17 protein-coding genes are annotated in these 18,276 nt (G+C 61.5%); 10 read left to right on the top strand and 7 right to left on the bottom strand.

Annotated elements, in window-relative coordinates; all coding sequences use genetic code 11:
• The first annotated feature begins 117 nt into the window (after positions 1-117).
• Together DT068_RS12745 and nudC are read left to right on the top strand one after the other, a co-directional pair.
• Complete coding sequence (locus DT068_RS12745; protein WP_119390207.1) at positions 118-567, top strand: MerR family transcriptional regulator; 450 nt, start codon at positions 118-120, stop codon at positions 565-567.
• Positions 557-1,438 (top strand): NAD(+) diphosphatase, encoded by an 882-nt coding sequence (gene nudC, locus DT068_RS12750; RefSeq protein WP_119390208.1) that lies wholly within the window; start codon positions 557-559, stop codon positions 1,436-1,438. Before DT068_RS12745 ends, nudC begins: the two co-directional genes overlap by 11 nt.
• Here the strand turns inward: nudC and DT068_RS12755 are convergent, their stop codons facing one another.
• Complete coding sequence (locus tag DT068_RS12755; RefSeq protein ID WP_119390209.1) at positions 1,439-2,311, bottom strand: prephenate dehydratase; 873 nt, start codon at positions 2,309-2,311, stop codon at positions 1,439-1,441.
• A 125-nt stretch (positions 2,312-2,436) separates the two neighbouring features.
• Positions 2,437-3,189: a 3-deoxy-manno-octulosonate cytidylyltransferase gene (locus DT068_RS12760; RefSeq protein WP_119390210.1), complete on the bottom strand. Its 753-nt coding sequence runs from the start codon at positions 3,187-3,189 to the stop codon at positions 2,437-2,439.
• Between the two features lie 126 nt (positions 3,190-3,315).
• Between DT068_RS12760 and DT068_RS12765 the strand changes: the two genes are divergently transcribed.
• The 7 genes from DT068_RS12765 to DT068_RS12795 all read left to right on the top strand — a co-directional run bounded on the left by DT068_RS12765 (position 3,316) and on the right by DT068_RS12795 (position 12,550).
• Positions 3,316-3,861 carry a c-type cytochrome gene (locus tag DT068_RS12765; RefSeq protein ID WP_119390211.1) on the top strand — a complete coding sequence of 182 codons (546 nt, stop codon included), beginning with the start codon at positions 3,316-3,318 and terminating at the stop codon, positions 3,859-3,861.
• 194 nt (positions 3,862-4,055) lie between these two features.
• Complete coding sequence (locus DT068_RS12770; protein WP_119390212.1) at positions 4,056-5,933, top strand: extracellular solute-binding protein; 1,878 nt, start codon at positions 4,056-4,058, stop codon at positions 5,931-5,933.
• Positions 5,930-7,744: an extracellular solute-binding protein gene (locus DT068_RS12775; RefSeq protein WP_119390213.1), complete on the top strand. Its 1,815-nt coding sequence runs from the start codon at positions 5,930-5,932 to the stop codon at positions 7,742-7,744. Before DT068_RS12770 ends, DT068_RS12775 begins: the two co-directional genes overlap by 4 nt.
• Positions 7,745-7,761: 17 nt before the next feature.
• Complete coding sequence (locus DT068_RS12780; RefSeq protein ID WP_119390214.1) at positions 7,762-8,871, top strand: microcin C ABC transporter permease YejB; 1,110 nt, start codon at positions 7,762-7,764, stop codon at positions 8,869-8,871.
• A 3-nt stretch (positions 8,872-8,874) separates the two neighbouring features.
• Positions 8,875-9,975 (top strand): ABC transporter permease, encoded by a 1,101-nt coding sequence (locus tag DT068_RS12785; protein ID WP_119390215.1) that lies wholly within the window; start codon positions 8,875-8,877, stop codon positions 9,973-9,975.
• Positions 9,972-11,600 carry an ABC transporter ATP-binding protein gene (locus DT068_RS12790; RefSeq protein ID WP_119390216.1) on the top strand — a complete coding sequence of 543 codons (1,629 nt, stop codon included), beginning with the start codon at positions 9,972-9,974 and terminating at the stop codon, positions 11,598-11,600. Before DT068_RS12785 ends, DT068_RS12790 begins: the two co-directional genes overlap by 4 nt.
• 2 nt (positions 11,601-11,602) lie before the next feature.
• On the top strand, positions 11,603-12,550 hold the full coding sequence (locus tag DT068_RS12795; protein ID WP_119390217.1) for a 2-hydroxyacid dehydrogenase: 948 nt from the start codon (positions 11,603-11,605) through the stop codon (positions 12,548-12,550).
• Here the strand turns inward: DT068_RS12795 and DT068_RS12800 are convergent.
• From DT068_RS12800 to DT068_RS12810, 3 genes are all read right to left on the bottom strand, one after another.
• Entirely contained in the window at positions 12,547-13,386 is an 840-nt protein-coding gene (locus DT068_RS12800) for a C40 family peptidase (protein ID WP_119390218.1), read from the bottom strand. The genes DT068_RS12795 and DT068_RS12800 overlap by 4 nt on opposite strands.
• Positions 13,387-13,398: 12 nt before the next feature.
• Complete coding sequence (locus tag DT068_RS12805) at positions 13,399-13,743, bottom strand: MarR family transcriptional regulator (protein ID WP_119390219.1); 345 nt, start codon at positions 13,741-13,743, stop codon at positions 13,399-13,401.
• A gap of 78 nt (positions 13,744-13,821) precedes the next feature.
• Positions 13,822-15,213 carry a leucyl aminopeptidase family protein gene (locus tag DT068_RS12810; protein WP_119390220.1) on the bottom strand — a complete coding sequence of 464 codons (1,392 nt, stop codon included), beginning with the start codon at positions 15,211-15,213 and terminating at the stop codon, positions 13,822-13,824.
• A gap of 180 nt (positions 15,214-15,393) precedes the next feature.
• Here DT068_RS12810 and DT068_RS12815 point away from each other — a divergent pair, with 180 nt between their 5' ends.
• A complete protein-coding gene (locus tag DT068_RS12815) occupies positions 15,394-16,167 on the top strand; it encodes a tetratricopeptide repeat protein (RefSeq protein ID WP_162914167.1) in 774 nt (257 codons plus the stop codon).
• A gap of 104 nt (positions 16,168-16,271) precedes the next feature.
• On the opposite strand, the gene DT068_RS12820 is transcribed toward DT068_RS12815, so the two are convergent.
• Together DT068_RS12820 and DT068_RS12825 are read right to left on the bottom strand one after the other, a co-directional pair.
• Positions 16,272-17,240, bottom strand: a complete 969-nt coding sequence (locus DT068_RS12820) for a type II secretion system F family protein (protein WP_119390222.1) — start codon at positions 17,238-17,240, stop codon at positions 16,272-16,274.
• A gap of 14 nt (positions 17,241-17,254) precedes the next feature.
• Positions 17,255-18,268, bottom strand: a complete 1,014-nt coding sequence (locus DT068_RS12825; RefSeq protein ID WP_119390223.1) for a type II secretion system F family protein — start codon at positions 18,266-18,268, stop codon at positions 17,255-17,257.
• Positions 18,269-18,276 lie beyond the last annotated feature (8 nt).

Below are 18,276 nucleotides of genomic sequence, written 5' to 3' on the forward strand. Positions count from 1 at the left end.
CTTGCTGCCTTTCCATAATTTAAGATGGCTAGGGGTTATGAATCGCCGTTCGGTTTCTATATAGTAGGACGCGACGGCAATCGCCCCTGGGGGCTAAAAACGAACGGAGAGCACACAATGGCTCAATCGACGGTTGCTGACCGGTCGAATCGGGATCGAACCTATTCCATCACCGAACTCTGCCGCGAGTTCGATGTCACACCGCGCACATTGCGTTTTTATGAGCAAAAGGGGCTTTTGCACCCCGATCGGCGCGGTTGGACCCGCCTGTTCAGCTATCGCGATCGTGCCCGGCTGCAGTTGATCCTGCGCGGCAAGAAGGTCGGCTTTTCCCTGGAAGAGATCAAGGAAATGCTCGATCTCTATAATCTGCGCGACGGCCAGCTGACCCAGCTCAGAGTGTCCTCGACCAAGTTCCGCGAGCGCCTCGAAGCGCTCCGCAAGCAGCGCCTGGAGCTCGAAGACGCGATCAGCGACCTCGAAAAGACCATTACGGTCGTCGATGGCATGCTGAGAGAGCGCGAGGCGGCCGAAACGACACCACGTCGCGTGGCCAATGCCGAATGACGCGGGAGCGGTCATCCGCTCCCCCCTGCTTGGATTTTGCGGCGGCTCACTGGATCGGGCCGCCGCTTTCCGTTCCGATCCCGGCTGGATCGCGGCGCGGCGCGCCGAGCCGACCGCCAGGCTTGTGCGCCTCAATGGCGACAAGACGCGCATCGTGGACAGCACCCTCCATCTCGAGACGCCGGTCGATGAGGCCGCCATCTTTCTCGGGCTCGACCCGCGGGGCCGGGCCATCTTCGCCGGTGAGATCGTCGAACCCGCCGAGGGGATGCAGGATCTCAGAAGCCTCGCCATCGAAGGGCATCTGGCGCCCGAAGACCTGGCCCTCCTGGCGCAGGCGCGTTCACTCCTGCATTGGCACCAGCGCCACCGCTATTGCGCCAATTGCGGGCATGAGACCGAAATGAAGGATGGCGGCTACCGGCGCCATTGCGTCCATTGCGCCGCCGATCATTTCCCGCGCACCGATCCCGTCGTCATCATCGTCGTGCGCGCCGGCGGGCAATATCTGCTCGGCCGGCAGAGCTCGTGGCCCACCGGCCGCTATTCGGCGCTGGCCGGCTTCCTCGAACCCGGCGAGACCATCGAGGACGCCGCTCGGCGGGAAGTCCGCGAGGAATCGGGCATTCGCGTCGGTACCATCAGCTATGTGACGAGCCAGCCCTGGCCCTATCCGTCGAGCCTCATGATCGGGCTCATCGGCGAGGCGCTCAACCGCGACATCGTCGTCGATGAGACCGAGCTCGAAGATGCGCGCTGGTTCTCGCGCGAGGAGATCGTGCAGATGCTGGACGGGCGCCATCCGGAAGCCTTGAGCACGCCGCCGCCCATGGCGATCGCGCATCGCATCCTGGAAGCGGCCGTCGTCTAGCTATTTGGCGCCGAAGCCGACCGCCATGCGCCGCGCGATCTCGGCGCGATAGGGGCTGGCCTTGTAGACGCCCAGCACGCGCAGATGCGAGGTGAAGAATTCGAGCTCCTCGAGGGCGAGCCTGACATTGCGCTCGGAAGGATGGCCCTCGACATCGGCATAGAACTGGGTCGCGGCGAACTGGCCTTCGAGCTGGTAGGATTCGAGCTTCGTCATGTTGACGCCATTGGTGGCGAAGCCGCCCATCGCCTTGTAGAGGGCGGCCGGCACGTTGCGCACCCGGAAGACGAAGCTCGTCACCACCGGCGCATCCTCGGGCTCGGCATCATGCGGGCTCGCCGAGAGCACGATGAAGCGCGTGGTGTTGTGCTCCTCGTCCTCGATATTCTCCTTCAGGATCTCGAGCCCATAGATCTCGGCCGCGAGCCTGGTGGCGATCGCCGCCCTGGACTTGTCCTTGGCCTCGGCGAGCTCGCGCGCCGCGCCCGCCGTGTCGGCCGCCACCACCGGCTTCAGCTTCATCTCGCGGATCACCTTGCGGCACTGGCCCAGCGCGTGGACATGGCTGTGCACGGATTTGAGGCCATCGGGAGAAGCGCCCGGCACCAGCAGGAGCTGGTGATGGACGCGCAGGAAGTGCTCGCCGACAATATAGAGATTGGAGGCCGGCAGCAGATGATGGATGTCGGCGACGCGCCCGGCGACCGAGTTGTCGATCGGGATCATGGCGAGATCGGTCTCGCCCTCCTTCACCGCGGCAAAGGCATCCTCGAACGTCCCGCAGGCAATTGCCTCGTGACCGGGATAGGCTTCGCGGCAGGCAATATGCGAATTGGCGCCGGGCTCGCCCTGATAGGCGATCTTGGATGTCATTTCAGTCCCCTGGCGCGCTTCCCGGCGAAGTGGAATCACTTCGCCGAAAAGGATTCGCGCCCAATTAAATAGTTAGAGCAAATCCTTATCGCAAAAGTCTGCAACTTTTGCGGGATTTGCTCGAATTAAAAGCGGCTCGCCTTCAGCATCTGGCGCGCCGCCTCAAGATCGGCCGGAGTATCGACACCCAGGGGCACCGAGTCAACGCGCACCACCGCGATCTTCATGCCGTTGTCGAGGGCGCGCATCTGCTCGAGGCGGCGCTCGATCTCGCGCTCGCTGGGCTCAAGCTTGACGAAGCGCTCGAGCGCCTCGCGGCGATAGGCATAGATGCCGATATGGTGCCAGAAACGCGGCCCCAGATCGGCGGCGGGGCGGCGCTGGAAATCGCGCGCGAAGGCGACCTCGCGCTCATCGCTCAAGGGCGCGATCGCCTTGACGATATTCGGGTTGGCGACATCGGCCTCTTCCGTGATGGGCGCCGCGATGGTCGAGATGTCGACACTGTCATTGACGAGACCGCCCAGGCAGCGCTGCACGTCGAGCGGGGTGACCGTCGGCAGGTCGCCCTGCAGATTGACCACGAAGCGGAAGCGATGCTCGGGATCGCGCATGGCGAGCGCTGCCGAAACCCGGTCCGATCCGGAAGCGAGGCGTGGTTCGGTCATGATGGCATCGCCGCCATGGGCCTTGATGGTGCGCGCGATCTCCATCTCGGCGCAGGCCACCAGCACCTGCCCGACATTGGCCTCCATGGCGCGTTTCCAGACATGAACGATCATCGGAATGCCGTGGATATCGGCCAAAGGCTTGCCGGGCAGCCTGGTCGAGGCCATCCGGGCGGGGATAATCACGATCGTATTCTGGTGCTCAATCATGAGGTTAAGGCAGGGCGCGGCAAATTGGTCAGGCGAGCTTTAACGTATTGCGGGCCATTCGAGAAACAATTAGTTTCCGCGGCCACGTGGCGAAAATACAGGGAACCGGTCTTCCGGCCTACCAATATGAACAGTTTTGAATTCAACAAGATTGCCGGGGCGGTTCTGGGAACGGCGCTTCTGGTGTTCGGGCTTAACGAAGCCAGGAACATCGTCTATCACGCTACAGCCCCGGAAAAGCCGGGCTTCGCCATCGAGGTCGCCGAAACCGGCAGCGGCGACGCCGGCGGCGGCACGACGACGCCGACCGAATCGCTGGGCACGCTTCTCGCCAAGGCCGATCCGGCCAAAGGCCAGGCCCAGGCCAAAGCCTGCCTTGCCTGCCATGTCTTCGAGAAGGGCGGCCCGAACAAGACCGGTCCCGACCTCTGGGACCTGGTCGACCGTCCGATCGCCGCGCATGAAGGCTTCGCCTATTCCGACGACATGAAGTCCCATTCGGGCGACAAGTGGACCTTCGAGAACCTCAACAAGTTCATCAGCAACCCGAAGGGCATGGTGCCCAAGACCAAGATGACCTTCGGCGGCATCAAGCGCGACCAGGCGCGGGCCGACCTCCTCGCCTATCTGAGAACGCTGTCGGACAGCCCGAAGCCGTTTCCGGCGCCCTGATCCGGGCGCAAGGCCCTGAATCCATTGATCTTATTTTCGTGAAAGGCCGGCCGCACCATGCCGGCCTTTTTCATGTCCAGAAAAAATCTTAAGTCTCACAAAGATTTAACCGGACTGCCTGCCCTTGAGCGTTTTGCATTCCGGAGCAGAATGCGTATCTTCGGGTAAGGCAAATCAAGCGGAGTGACGACAGGATGATCCTAAACCGGCGCAGCCTCATCAAGACGGCATCCCTCCTGGGGCTGGGGCCGCTCACCGGTCTGAAGGTATTGTCCGTCGAGCCGGCCAAGGCTGACGAGCGAAAGTTTCAACACGGCACCAATATCTATGGAAAGCTCAAATACCCGCCCGATTTCAAGCATTTCGACTATGTGAATCCGGACGCGCCAAAGGGTGGACGGTTGCGTCTCGGGGTAGTCGGATCCTTTGACAGCCTTAATCCTTTCATCATTAAGGGTGAGGCAGCCGCCGGGCTGGGCTATGTCGTGGAAACGCTCACTTCGCAGAGCGCCGATGAAGTCGGCTCCGAATATGGACTGGTTGCGGAGAGCATCTATCATCCGGAAGACTTTTCCTCGGTCTCCTTCCGGCTGCGCAAGGAGGCGCGCTGGCATGATGGCAAGCCGATTACTGTCGAGGACGTCATCTACGGTTACAACTTCCTCAAAGAGAACAATCCGACCTATCAGTTCTATTACAAGAACGTCGAGAAGGTGGAGCAAACGGGAGAGGATGAAATCACCTTCCTCTTCGACAGCAAGGGCAATCGCGAACTGCCGAGCATCATGGGCCAGGCGATGGTGGTCCCTAAGCACTACTGGGAGGGCACCGATGCCTCCGGCAAAAAGCGCAATATTGCCGAGACAACGCAGGAGCCTCCTCTCGGGTCCGGCCAGTACAAGGTCAAGAGCTTCAGACCGAGTCAGTCGATTATCTTCGAGCGCGTCAAAGACTATTGGGGCAATGATCTGCCGGTGAATATCGGGCAGAATAATTTCGATGAGATCGAACTGATATACTTCCGCGACCGCACCATCATCTTCGAGGCGTTCAAGGCCGACCAGCTTGACGTGCGGCCTGGTCCCGGCACCAAGGAGTGGGACATTCAGTATGACTTTCCCGCGGTTAAAAAGGGCAATGTCATCAAGGCCAGCTTCCAGACCAAGAATGCCGAGCTGATGCAAGGCTTCGTCTTCAATACGAGGCGGGTGAAATTCGCCGATCCCCGCGTGCGCTTCGCCTTCAACCTTGCCTATGATTTCGAAGGCCGCATGCGCGTGCTTTCCTTCGGTGATTACAACAAGCGCACGCAAAGCTATTTCGAGAATTCCGAGCTTGCCGCCAAAGGCCTGCCACAGGGCCGCGAACTCGAGATCCTGAACCAGTTCAAAGATCAGGTGCCGCCCGAAGTATTCACCTCCGAATACAAGAACCCGGTCAACGGCACGCCGCAGAATATCCGCGAGAATTTGCGCAAGGCGGTGGCCCTGCTGAAGGAAGCCGGATGGTCGATCCAGAACGGCTCGCTCACCAACGACAAGACCGGTGAGGCCATGACCATGGAGTTCCTGCTCGATGATCCGACTTTCGAGGATGTGGCGCTCTCCTACAAGCCCAGCCTCGAACGCATCGGTATCAAGGTGACGGTACGAACCGTCGATTCGGCGCAGTTTGAGAACCGGGTACGCGATTTCGACTTTGACGTCGTCACCGGTGTATTCCCGCAAAGCCTCTCGCCCGGTAATGAACAGCGCGAGTTTTGGGGATCGGACGCCGCCGACCGCAAGGGCAGCCGCAACATCATCGGCATCAAGAATCCGGCCGTCGACAGGATCATCGATCTCATTATCTTCGCCAATAGCCGCGACGAGCTTGTTGCCGCGACCCGTGCACTGGATCGTATCCTGTTGTGGAACTATTACATGGTTCCCGATTTCTATCGCGCCGAGGACTGGTATCCGCATTGGAACCGCTTCAGCTATCCGGATAAGAACCCGGATTATTCCGTCGGCTTCCCGGCGCTGTGGTGGTGGGACGAAGAGAAGGCCAAGAAGACGGCGGCCAATAAATGAGACATTGGATCCCGGCCGTCCTCGCGCTCGGCCTCCTCGCCCTTCCTGCCGCCGGCGAGCCTCGGCACGGCATTTCGGCTTTCGGCGACCTGAAATACCCCCCTGATTTCAAACACTTCGACTATGTGAACCCGGAGGCGCCGAAGGGCGGCCGCATTGCCAGCCGAGGCATACTGGCGCGCGACACATTCAATTCCTTCAACGGCTACATCCTCAAGGGCGACCCACCAGAGAATATCGGACTCCTGTTCGACACACTGATGACGCGCGCCAATGACGAACCGGATGCAGTCTACGGACTCGTTGCCAAGACCGCCGAACTCACCCCCGACAAGAAGAGCGTCACATTTCAATTACGTGAGGAGGCGCGTTTCTCCGACGGAACAAAGCTCACGGCCGAGGATGTATGTGATACCTTTCGGCTGTTATCGACGCAAGGACATGAGCGCATCCGCATCGTTATTCGCGATGTAGAGAAATGTGACGTGCTATCACCCTACGAGGTCCGCTATTCGTTCAAGGGTGAGAATACCCGCGACCTCCCCCTCACCATCGCGGAACTTCCGATCTTCTCAAAAGCCTATTATGCAACGCATGATTTCAGCAAGACAACGCTTGATGAGCCTCTGGGCTCCGGCCCTTACAGGATCGGGAATTTCAAACCAGGGCAGTATGTCTCTTATATGAGGCGCATTGACTACTGGGGTGCCGACCTGCCGGTGAACAAGGGTCGCTGGAACTTCGATGAAGTACGTATGGAGTATTTTAAGGACCGCACAGCGGTCGTTGAGGCGCTCAAATCCGGCGTTCTTGATCTGCATGAAGAAATGACCTCGCGCGACTGGGCAACTGCGTACAACACAAAGTCAGTGGCCGAAGGTCGGCTCATCAGGGAAGTTCTGCCGGATAATACGCCTTCCGGTGCGCAGGGCCTCTATTTCAATCTGCGGCGCGAGAAATTCCAAGACATCCGGGTGCGCAAGGCTCTCGATCTCGCCTTCGATTTTGAATGGATGAACGCAAATCTCTTCTACGGCGCCTATCAGCGCACGACGAGCTTCTTCGAGAACTCGGCCTTAATGGCGAAGGGCAAGCCCTCGCCCGAGGAGCTCAAGATCCTCGAGCCGTTCCGCGGGGAGCTCCGGTCCGAGGTCTTCGAGGATGCATATGTACCCCCGGTCTCGGATGGATCGGGGCAGGATCGCAAGCTTCTGAGGCAAGCATCTGAGCTTCTGGCCGCGGCCGGCTGGAAACGACAGGGAACCCAGCTCGTCAACGCCAAAGGCGAGAAATTCACCCTGGAGTTCCTCATCGACGGTCCGACAAGCGAACGAATCCTCGCCCCCTATGCGAAGAACCTGCGCCTCCTTGGCATCGATGTGACGTTGCGCGGCATCGATCCCGTGCAGCAGGAGCAAAGGATGAAGGAGTTCGATTTCGACGCCGATATCGCCCGGCTGGTGGGAGGCCAAACGCCCGGCCTCGAGCTCAAGACCCAGCTCAGCTCGGAATCCGCCAAGGCCATCGGCAGCTATAATCTTTCCGGTATCGCGCTACCCGTCGTCGACGCGCTCATTGACCGCATGATCGCCGCCAAATCGCGTGAGGAGCTGATGTATACAGGGCGCGCGCTCGACCGGATGCTCCGTGCCGAGCACATCTGGGTGTCCAACTGGGGAAAAGCCAGCCACTGGATCGTTCATTGGGACATCTTCGAAAAGCCCCAAATTAAACCCGAATATGACAGAGGCATCATCGACACTTGGTGGGTCAATGCCGAGAAGGTAAAGACCTTGAAGCGCGGCAATTAGAGCTCTAGGACGGCACAATGGGCGCGTATATCGCCAAACGCCTGCTTTTGATGATCCCGACCTTGTTCGGCATCATGCTGATAACCTTCGCAATCATCCAGTTCGTGCCCGGTGGGCCGATTGAGCGGGTCATCGCCCAGATCCAGGGCACCGCCATCGATCCAACAGCGCGAATCGGCGGTCAATCAGGCGGCGAGGCAGGCCGTGCTCCCGATGCGACTAGCGTCGGCGACACCGTGGCGGTGAAATATCGCGGCGCCCAGGGCCTCGACCCCGACTTCATCAAGAAGCTGGAGATCCAGTTCGGCTTCGACAAGCCGGCCCATGAACGCTTCTTCCTGATGATGAAGAACTATCTGACTTTCAATTTCGGCCAGAGCTATTTCCGCGACAAGCCGGTCGTCGATCTCATCATCGAGAAGATGCCAGTTTCGATCTCGCTGGGCATCTGGCTAGCGATCATCACCAACTTCGTCTCAATTCCCCTGGGTATCCGCAAAGCGGTCAAGGATGGCAGCACTTTCGACATCTGGACGTCAGGTGTGATCATTATCGGCTATGCCATTCCAGGATTCATCCTGGCGATATTCCTCATCGTGATGTTTGCCGGCGGCAGCTACTTCAACTGGTTCCCGCTACGCGGCCTAACCTCGGACGACTTCACCAACCTCTCCTTCTTCGGCAAGGCGGTCGACTATGCCTGGCATCTTGTGCTGCCCCTCATCGCGCTCGGCATTGGCGGCTTCGCTACCACCACCCTGCTCACCAAGAACTCGTTCCTTGACGAAATTCGCAAGCAATATGTCATCACCGCACGCGCCAAGGGCCTGACGGAACGGCGCGTTCTTTACGGACATGTCTTCCGCAATGCGATGCTGATCGTAATCGCCGGCTTTCCAGGTGCGTTCCTAAGCGCGTTCTTCACGGGATCACTTCTCATCGAACAAATATTCTCACTCGACGGCCTTGGCCTCCTCACCTTCAACTCCGCGCTCAATCGAGACTATCCGGTGTTCTTCGCCAATCTGTATATTTTTACCCTGGTTGGGCTGATAGTGGCGTTGATCAGCGATCTCACCTACACATGGGTCGACCCTAGAATCGATTTCGAGGCCCGAGCACTCTGATCCATGAGATTTAAGCTCTCCGGACTGAATGAACGCCGATGGCAGCTGTTCAAGGCGAACGGGCGAGGCTACTGGTCCTTGTGGATATTCCTGGTACTGTTCGCGATCAGCGTCTTCGCGCCGCTTATTTCCAATGACCGTCCGGTGCTCGCCTCCTACAAGGGTGAGCTCTTGTTCCCGACCTTTACCGAATATCCGGAAGACAAATTCGGCGGCTTTCTCGCCCTGACGGATTTCCGCGATCCCTTCATCCAGGACGAGATCAAGGCCAATGGCTGGATGATCTGGCCGCCGATCCGCTACTCCTATGACTCGGTCAATAACGAATTGCCCTCGCCGGCACCGTCCAAGCCCGCCTTCCAGATGACCTGGGACGAAGCCTGCGCCAAATATCCGCAAAAGACTGAAGACCCGAACTGCATTGCCGGCAATCTCAACTGGCTGGGAACCGACGACCAGGGCCGCGATGTGGTAGCAAGGCTCATCTATGGCTTCCGCATCTCGGTGTTCTTCGGGTTGATCCTGACTGTAGCCTCTTCGATCATCGGAATTGCCGCAGGTGCTGTGCAAGGCTACTACGGTGGTTGGACTGACCTTCTTTTCCAGCGCTTCATCGATATCTGGACCGCCATTCCGACCCTTTACCTTCTCATCATCCTCGCGGCGTTCATCGAGCCGACCTTCTGGATCCTGCTGTCCATCCTTGTGCTGTTCTCCTGGACGGCGCTGGTCGGCGTGGTACGCGCCGAATTCCTGCGCGCGCGCAATTTCGAGTATGTGCGGGCTGCCCGGGCGCTCGGCCTCACCAATACGAAGATCATGTTCAAGCATCTGCTGCCCAATGCGGTGGTCTCGACGGTCACCTTCATGCCATTCATCGTCGCGGCATCGGTGACGACGCTGACCGCACTGGACTATCTAGGCTTCGGCCTGCCACCGGGCTCGCCGTCGCTGGGCGAGCTGCTCAACCAGGGCAAGCAGAATTTGCAGGCGCCGTGGCTCGGCATCACCGGCTTCCTCGTCACATCCGTCATGCTGTCACTGCTCGTGTTCATCGGCGAAGCGGTGCGTGACGCCCTCGATCCGCGCAAGGCGTTCCAATGAGCGAGCGGCTTCTCGACGTCCGCGACCTTTCCGTCGCCTTCAGGCAGGGAGGCAAGACCAATCTTGCGGTAGACCACGTCTCCTTCTCGATCGGCAAGGGCGAGACATTGGCGCTGGTCGGCGAATCGGGCTCGGGCAAGTCGGTCTCCGCCCTCTCGGTGATGAAGCTGCTGCCCTATCCCTCGGCCTCGCATCCTTCCGGCGAAATCCACTTCAAGGGCCAGGAGCTGCTGCACGCCGATGAGAACCGCTTGCGCAAAGTGCGCGGCAACGACATCACCATGATCTTCCAGGAGCCGATGACGTCGCTTAACCCGCTGCACAATGTGGAGCGGCAGATCGGCGAAATCCTTGAAGTCCACCAGGGCCTGTCGGGGTCGGCCCGGCGCCGGCGCATCATCGATCTCCTGACCAAGGTCGGCATCCGCGATCCCGAGACAAGGCTCGAGGATTTTCCGCACCAGCTTTCCGGCGGCCAGCGCCAGCGCGTGATGATCGCCATGGCGCTCGCCAACAATCCCGATCTTTTGATCGCCGATGAGCCGACCACCGCGCTCGACGTCACGGTGCAGGCCCAGATCCTGAAGCTGCTCAAGGACCTGCAGGCCGAGACGCAGATGGCGCTCCTGCTCATCACCCACGATCTCGGCATCGTGCGGCACATGGCCGACAAGGTCTGTGTGATGCAGCACGGCAAGATCGTCGAGGCAGGCGATACCGAGACGTTGTTCAAGACCCCCCAGCATGCCTATACCAAGATGCTGCTGGCGGCCGAGCCCAAGGGCAAGCCGCCCCAGACGGACACCAGCGCGCCGGCGGTCGTCTCGGCCGACAAGCTCAAGGTCTGGTTTCCAATCAAGCGCGGCTTCTTCCGCAAGACTGTCGGCCATATCAAGGCGGTCGATGGCGTCGATGTCACGGTGCGCGCCGGCCAGACGCTGGGCATCGTCGGTGAATCGGGCTCGGGCAAGACGACGATGGGGCTCGCGCTCCTGCGCCTCATCGCTTCGGAAGGTCCGATCGTCTATTCAGGTCAACGGATCGACGGTTTCAATGCGCGCGCCATGCGGCCACTGCGCAAGGAAATGCAGATCGTGTTCCAGGATCCTTACGGGTCGCTGTCACCGCGGCTCTCCATTCGTCAGATCGTGGAAGAAGGCCTGATCGTCCAGGGCCGAGAGCTGAGCGACGAGCAGCGGCGTGAGCGCGTCGAGCGCGCGCTGACCGAGGTCGGCCTCGATCCCTCTACCATGGAGCGCTATCCGCATGAATTCTCCGGCGGCCAGCGCCAGCGCATCGCCATCGCGCGCGCGCTGGCGCTCGAGCCCCGCTTCATCGTGCTCGACGAGCCAACCAGCGCGCTCGACATGTCGGTCCAGGCGCAGATCGTCGATCTCCTGCGCAAGATCCAGGAGAGCCACAATCTTGCTTATCTGTTCATCAGCCATGACCTCCGGGTGGTGCGGGCGCTCGCCAACGAGGTCATCGTCATGCGCAACGGGCTGGCGGTCGAGGCGGGGCCGACGGCGCAGATCTTCGATGCGCCACAGACCGACTACACCAAGGCCCTCATCGCCGCGGCGCTGCATCTGCGCACCGCGCCTTCCGGAACCGTAAAGCAATAATCATGGCCCTGCTCTATCTCATTCCGACCTGGCCGTCCGACATATGGACGACGTGCATGCGCCAGCAGGCGCCCGATATCGATATCAGGGTATGGCCTGACCAGATGGGACCGCTGGCGGACATCGAATATGCCGTCGCCTGGCTGCCGCCGGCCAATGTGCTGAGAAGCCTGCCCCGTCTCAAGGTGATCTTCTCGCTGGGTGCCGGCGTCGACGCGATCCTCAAGGACCCGACATTGCCCGACAATGTGCCGATCGCGCGCGTCAACGACCCCGACCTCACCATGCGGATGACGGAATATGTGGTGCTGCAGGTGCTCATGCATCACCGCCAGCAGCGCCGCCTGGACGAGAACCAGCGCAACAGGCTGTGGGACAGCTTCCCGACCCATGCGGCCTCGGCGCTCACCGTCGGGATCATGGGCCTGGGCGTCATGGGCACCGATTCCGCCAGCAAGCTGGCCCTGCTCGGCTTCAAGGTGGTCGGCTGGAGCCGGTCGCCCAAGACAATCCCCGGCGTCGAATGCTTCGCCGGGGCCCCCGAATTCGATTCGTTCCTGGAACGAACCGATATTCTCGTATGCCTCCTGCCCCATACGCCGGAAACGACCGGCATCATCAATCGCGAGACCATCGCCAAATTGTCGCGCAAGGGGCCCTTCGGCGCTCCCATCCTCATCAATGCCGGGCGCGGCAAGCAGCAGGTCGAGAAAGACATCCTCGCCGCACTCGATTCGGGAGCGTTACATTCGGCGTCGCTGGATGTCTTCGAGACCGAGCCCCTGGCCCAGGACAGCCCGTTCTGGGGCCACCCCAAGGTGACCGTCACGCCGCATGTGGCCGCCGATTCCGATCCCGCCACGATCACCGCCTATGTGCTGGGCCAGATCCGGCGGCACCAGGCGGGCTTGCCGGTCGAGAATCTCGTCGACCGCGGACGCGGATATTAGAGCCGCTTGATGGATGTGATCTTGCCGTGACGCGCGGCGATACGCTCGACTGCCGTCTTGAGCGGCTCACGCGTCACCTGCATGAAATGACCATTGGCATGGAGCAGCATGCCGGCGTCGGTCATGATGCCGACATGGCCGTCCCAGAAGACGAGATCGCCGCGCTTCAGGCCATCAAGGTCATCCTTCGGCAAGGATTGTCCGAGCGCTTTCTCCTGCATGTCGGAATCGCGCGGCGAAGCCCGGCCCGCCGCCTGGAGTGACAGCTGCACCAGGCCCGAACAGTCGAGGCCGAGGACGGATTTGCCGCCCCACAGATAGGGCACATGCAGATAGGCTTCCGCCACTGCGACGAAATCGGCTTCCGCTTCGCCCACCGGCCTCAAGTGACTCGCCACGACAAACCGGCCATTGGCGAGATGGGCGAAGCGCTCATCCTGGCGCAGCACGCGCACAGCCGCATTCAAGGTCACGGTCACCGTCGGCTGCGCCTTGATGTCGGGTGCCGGGAACATGAAGGTGGACGGCACCGCCACGCGGTGCGTGGGCGCGCCGCCCATGTCGGCGAGATCGTCTTGCGCCGCATAGCCGACATAGCCATCGCTTTCCAGCTGAAGCCAGGCCCAGCCTTCTCTTGCGTCGAAGACGCGCACCCGCTCGCCCATCAGCGCCTGGGTATCGAGGCGGGCATCGAAACGCGGCTCGCGGCGCAGCGAAAGCAGCGGCACCGCCACTTCCTTCAGCACGCCTTCGACAGGACGCGCCTCGCCGGCAACGCTCAGACGGGCATCGACGATATCGGGGCGAATGGCATTGAGGCGCGGATCGAAATTCATGGTCGTGGAGGTCTAGACCTGCTTGGCGAGCTTGCCAACCGTCTCGGCAAGACGCTCAAGATAGAGCACACCCTTTACGGTTCTCTGTACGAGGACGTTACGGCGATCGGTCTCGTCGCGCCGTCGCGCCAGGAGCTCGAGCTTGCCGAGGGAATCGAGCGCCCGCGTGATCACGGGCTTGGAGACATTGAGCTTCCGGGCGAGGTCGCGCACCGTATGAGGCGGCGCTTCCAGATAGACAGTGAGAAGCAAGGTGATCTGGCGCGTCGAAAGATCGGGCTCGTCGCCGCGAACCTGATCAAGATTCACGTCATGCCAAAGCTGCAGAGCCTGCGCCGCCGACAAAGTGACGCCCATTCAGACCGAACCCACCGCTCCGCCGATAATCGTTTCGGAGCCGTTTCATTCTGTATCAAGGCGTTCCGGACTGCAAGTTTATTTGGCGTAACGCTCGGCGATCACCCCGAACAAGGCGTGGATCGCCTGGGCCTCGCCGCCCCTGGGGCGGCCGGGCCTGGCGATCGGCGTCCAGGCGAAGATGTCGAAATGGGCATAGGACCTGGCGCGCTCGACAAAGCGCTTGAGGAAGAGGGCCGCCGTCACCGATCCGGCGAAGCCCGATTCACCGGCATTGTTCAGTTCGGCAATATTCGACTCGATGAGCGCGTAATAGGGCGTCCAGAGCGGCATGCGCCACATCGGATCATTGGCGGTGCGGGCATGCCGCGCCAGAGCGTCGGCCAAGCCGTCGTCGCTGGTATAGAAGGGCGGCAGATCCGGCCCCAGCGCGACGCGAGCGGCACCCGTGAGGGTCGCCATGTCGATCAGGAGATCCGGGCTTTCCTCATCGGCGAGCGCCAGGGCGTCGCCCAGAATGAGCCGGCCCTCGGCATCGGTGTTGCCGATCTCAACCCTTATGCCCTTGCGGCTGGTCAATACGTCGCCGGGGCGAAAGGCATTGCCGGCGATCGAATTCTCGACCGCCGGAATGAGCACCCTGAGGCGGAGCCTGAGCTTCGCCTCCATGATCATCCGGGCAAGCCCCAGGACATTCGCGGCCCCGCCCATGTCCTTCTTCATGGTGAGCATGCCGGAGGCGGGCTTGATATCGAGGCCGCCCGTGTCGAAGCACACACCCTTGCCGACCAGAGTGACCTTGGGCGCCCTGGCCGGTCCCCAGGTGAAATCGATCAGGCGCGGTCGGCGTGGGCTGGCCTGCCCTACCGCGTGGATCATGGGGAAGTCGCGGCGCAGGCGTTCTCCCGCTACGACGCGCAGCCTGGCGCGATGCTTGCCCGCGACCCGGCGGGCCGCCTTCTCGAGCTCATCCGGCCCCATATCGGCTGACGGCGTGTTGACGAGATCGCGCACCATGAAATGCGCCGCCGCCATCCGCAGCAATGCCGCACGATCCACATCCGCCGGGCAGACAAGGCGCGGGAAAGGCGATGACGCTGCCCGATAGCGCTCGAAGCGATAGCTCTCGAGGAGCCAGCCGAGGATGGCGTTGGGCAGGCCCGGCAGATCCCCATCGATGCGATAAACGCCATCGGGCAGTACCCGCGCGAGCCTGGCAAACTCGAAGGGGTCGCCCGGCTTCGCTGCCTCGGGCAGGCCATAGAACACCTTTGCGAGATCGCCCGATTTGCCTGCGAGCAGGCCGTGCCGGCCCGGCTGGCCGGCAAAGCCCTGGGTCTTGAGCCAGGTCCGGCCCGGCCGGTCGAGCGCGCGCTCGGCCTTCGGCCAGGACTGCGCCGTCACCGGGACGATCGGTATGGTGCCCCGGTTGCGTGCAACAGGGAGAAGGACGAGCGACGGGTCGGGCATGGGTATCCTCGGGTGAAGCTGGAACAGGCGGACTTTGCGGGCCGCTCTCGTCTAGACCAAAGCCCGCTTATGGTTAAAGGTTTATTGAGGTCTATTCCCGAAGATGGAGCGCAAGCAAGGCGCATGGCAAGCGCCCAAGATCTTCGGAGTTGGCGCATGTCGGGCATCGGGCGGTTTCATATGGCAAGGCAGGCAGGCCTCGCCGCGCTGCTGGTCGCCGCGTCGCTGGCGCTCGGCGCCTGCCAGAACAAATCCGCCGAGCTCGACGGCGCCGATCCGATGGCGACGGGCAGCACCTCGAAGCCATCGCTCAAGGAGACCGCCAAGCTCGCCAAGAAGTGGCAGGCGGATCCCAAGAACCTGCACTATGGCCTTGCCTATGCCGATCATCTCAAAAGCCTCGGGCAAGGTGCCCAGCAATTGCAGGTGCTGGCGCAGCTTACGCAATATCATCCGCAGGACCAGGCCCTGATGACGCGCTACGGCCGCGAACTGGCGCAGGCCGGGCAGACCGACCAGGCGGCGGACATCCTGTCCAAGGCCATCGCCCAAGGGAGCACCGACTGGAAGGTCTATTCGGCGATGGGATCGGTGCTCGATCAGCAGGCGAAATACGCGCAAGCGCGCGATTACTATCAACGCGCCCTCAAGATCGCGCCCGGCAATGCGGCGGTCCTCAACAATCTCGGAATGTCCTACGCGCTCGAAGGCGACCTCAAGCAGGCGGAAGCAACCCTGCGCGAGGCGTCAAACCTGCCCGCCGGCAGAGGCGAGCCGCGGCTGCGGCAGAATCTGGCGCTCGTCGTCGGACTGCAGGGCCGGTTCGACGAGGCGCGCCAGATCGCCAGCGCCGATCTGCCGCCCGATGAGGTCGAGGCCAATATGGCCTATCTGCAGAAAATGCTGGCGCAGCCCAATACCTGGCAGCAATTGACCGACAAGCCGGCGGGCTGACCGCGGGAATCCCGACCAGCGCGCGGTCCAGCGCACCGTCCATCCTCGCGCATCATCCTTTCGGAAAACCGATGTCCGCTTTTTCCGGATCTGCTTTGGCCGCCTTATGACAGCTTCAGCACCAGGATCGCCGAGGGTCCGAGGATCACGATGAAGATCACCGGCAGGAAGAACAGCATCATCGGTACGGTGAGCTTCGGCGGCAGAGCCGCGGCCCGCTTCTCGGCTTCCGACATACGCATATCGCGGTTCTCCTGCGCCAGGACGCGCAAGGCCTGACCCAGCGGCGTGCCATAGCGTTCCGACTGGATAAGGCTCGTCACCACCGATTTGACGGTCGGCAGGCCGGTGCGCTTGCCCAGATTCTCAAACGCCTTGCGCCGGTCGGGCAAATAGGAAAGCTCGGCAGTCGTCAAAGTGAGCTCTTCGGCGAGCGGCACCGACTGGCTGCCGATCTCGCGCGACACACGCTGCATCGCGGCTTCGATCGACATGCCTGATTCGACGCAGATCAGCAGAAGATCGAGCGCATCGGACCAGGCGCGCTTGATGGAGAGCTGGCGGCGGTTGATCTTGTTCTTGATGAACACATTCGGCAGGTAGAAGCCCGCCACAATGCCCACGACCAGGGCGGCGAAGCGCATATTGGTCGGGATCTTGTCGCCGAAGACCGCGGTAGAATAGATGAAGAAGATGACGCCGAGCACAAACGGCGTGACGAGACGCGCCGCCAGGAAGTAGATGAGATGGCGCTCGCTGCGATAGCCAGCCTGCCTGAGGCTGTCGCGCGAGGATTCGGCCTCGAACAGCTTGCGCAGATTGAGGCCTTCGACCAGCTGGGTGACGAGGCCGGGATTGGCGCGATCGCGCAGGCGTCCGGCATTGTCATTGGCCAGCGCGGCACGATGGGCGGCACGAAGATGCTCGCGTTCGGTCGCAATGCTCTTCATGCGCGCCTTCATCTGGTCGCCCTGCAGCAAGGGCGCGGCGATGGTGAGGATGGTCGCGAAGGCCGACAAGCCGACGAGAAGGGTGATCAACCCTTCCGGTTTCATGAAGAAGCCGAGATCCATGACAGCCGCCTCCCTCAGAAGTCGAAATTGATCATCTTGCGCATGACGAGGATGCCCAAGATCATCCACACGGCCGAGCCGATGACCATGATGTTGCCGAGCGTCGTATACCAAAGCGGATTGAGATAAGTCGGGTTGAGCACCGTGAGCGCCCCCATGATGATGAAAGGCAGCGAGCCGATAATTGCGGCTGACGCCTTGGCTTCCTGGCTCATCGCGGTGATCTTCGCCTTCATCTTCTTGCGATCGCGCAGGACCTTGGACAGGTTGTTCAGCGCCTCCGAGAGATTGCCGCCGGTCTTCGACTGGATGTTCATGACGATCGAGAGGAAGTTGACCTCGGCCAAAGGCATGCGTTCATACATGCGCTCGATGCCCTGCTCGATGGATATGCCGACGCGCTGCCCTTCGACGATCTCGAGGAATTCCGGGCCGACCGGCGCCGGCGTCTCCGACGCGATCACCTTCATGGCATCGTTGACCGGCAGACCCGATTTGAGCCCGCGCACCATGATGTCGATGGCGTCGGCGAAGTCGTTGAGGAAGACCTGCTGGCGGCGCTTGCGCAGGAACTTGAGGAGCCAGCGCGGCACGCCAAGGAAGCCGGCGATGGCGGCGACGATGGCGACATACCAGGGCACGCCGGCAATCATCACGCCGATGCCTATGATGAGGCCGAGGATGACGGAAAACAGATAGTAGGCCCGCGGCGTCACCTCGAGCCCGGCCTGCGAGAGCATCACGCGCAGTGTCAGCTTGCTGCGGCGCTGGCGCTCGCGCTCCTCGAGCTGGTTGAGCGATTCCTGAAGCTGCTTGCGGCGGGCATCCTTGGGATCCTCGGCCATGAGCCGGGCCCTGAGCGTCTGCTTGGGCTGGATCTTGCCTTCCGTCGCCAGGGCCTTGACCCGCTTTTCCGCCTGCTTGGTGCCGCTGAAGTACGGGAAGAGGACGGCAAACAGCAAGCCGCCAACGGCCAGCGCCACCATGGCGAGGAAGCCGTATTGCTGGAGGCCGTCAGCAAGTTCCATCGCGTTGT

Origin of the sequence: Taklimakanibacter lacteus, from assembly GCA_003576695.1 — a bacterium.
Taxonomy (GTDB): Bacteria; Pseudomonadota; Alphaproteobacteria; order Rhizobiales; family Aestuariivirgaceae; genus Taklimakanibacter; species Taklimakanibacter lacteus.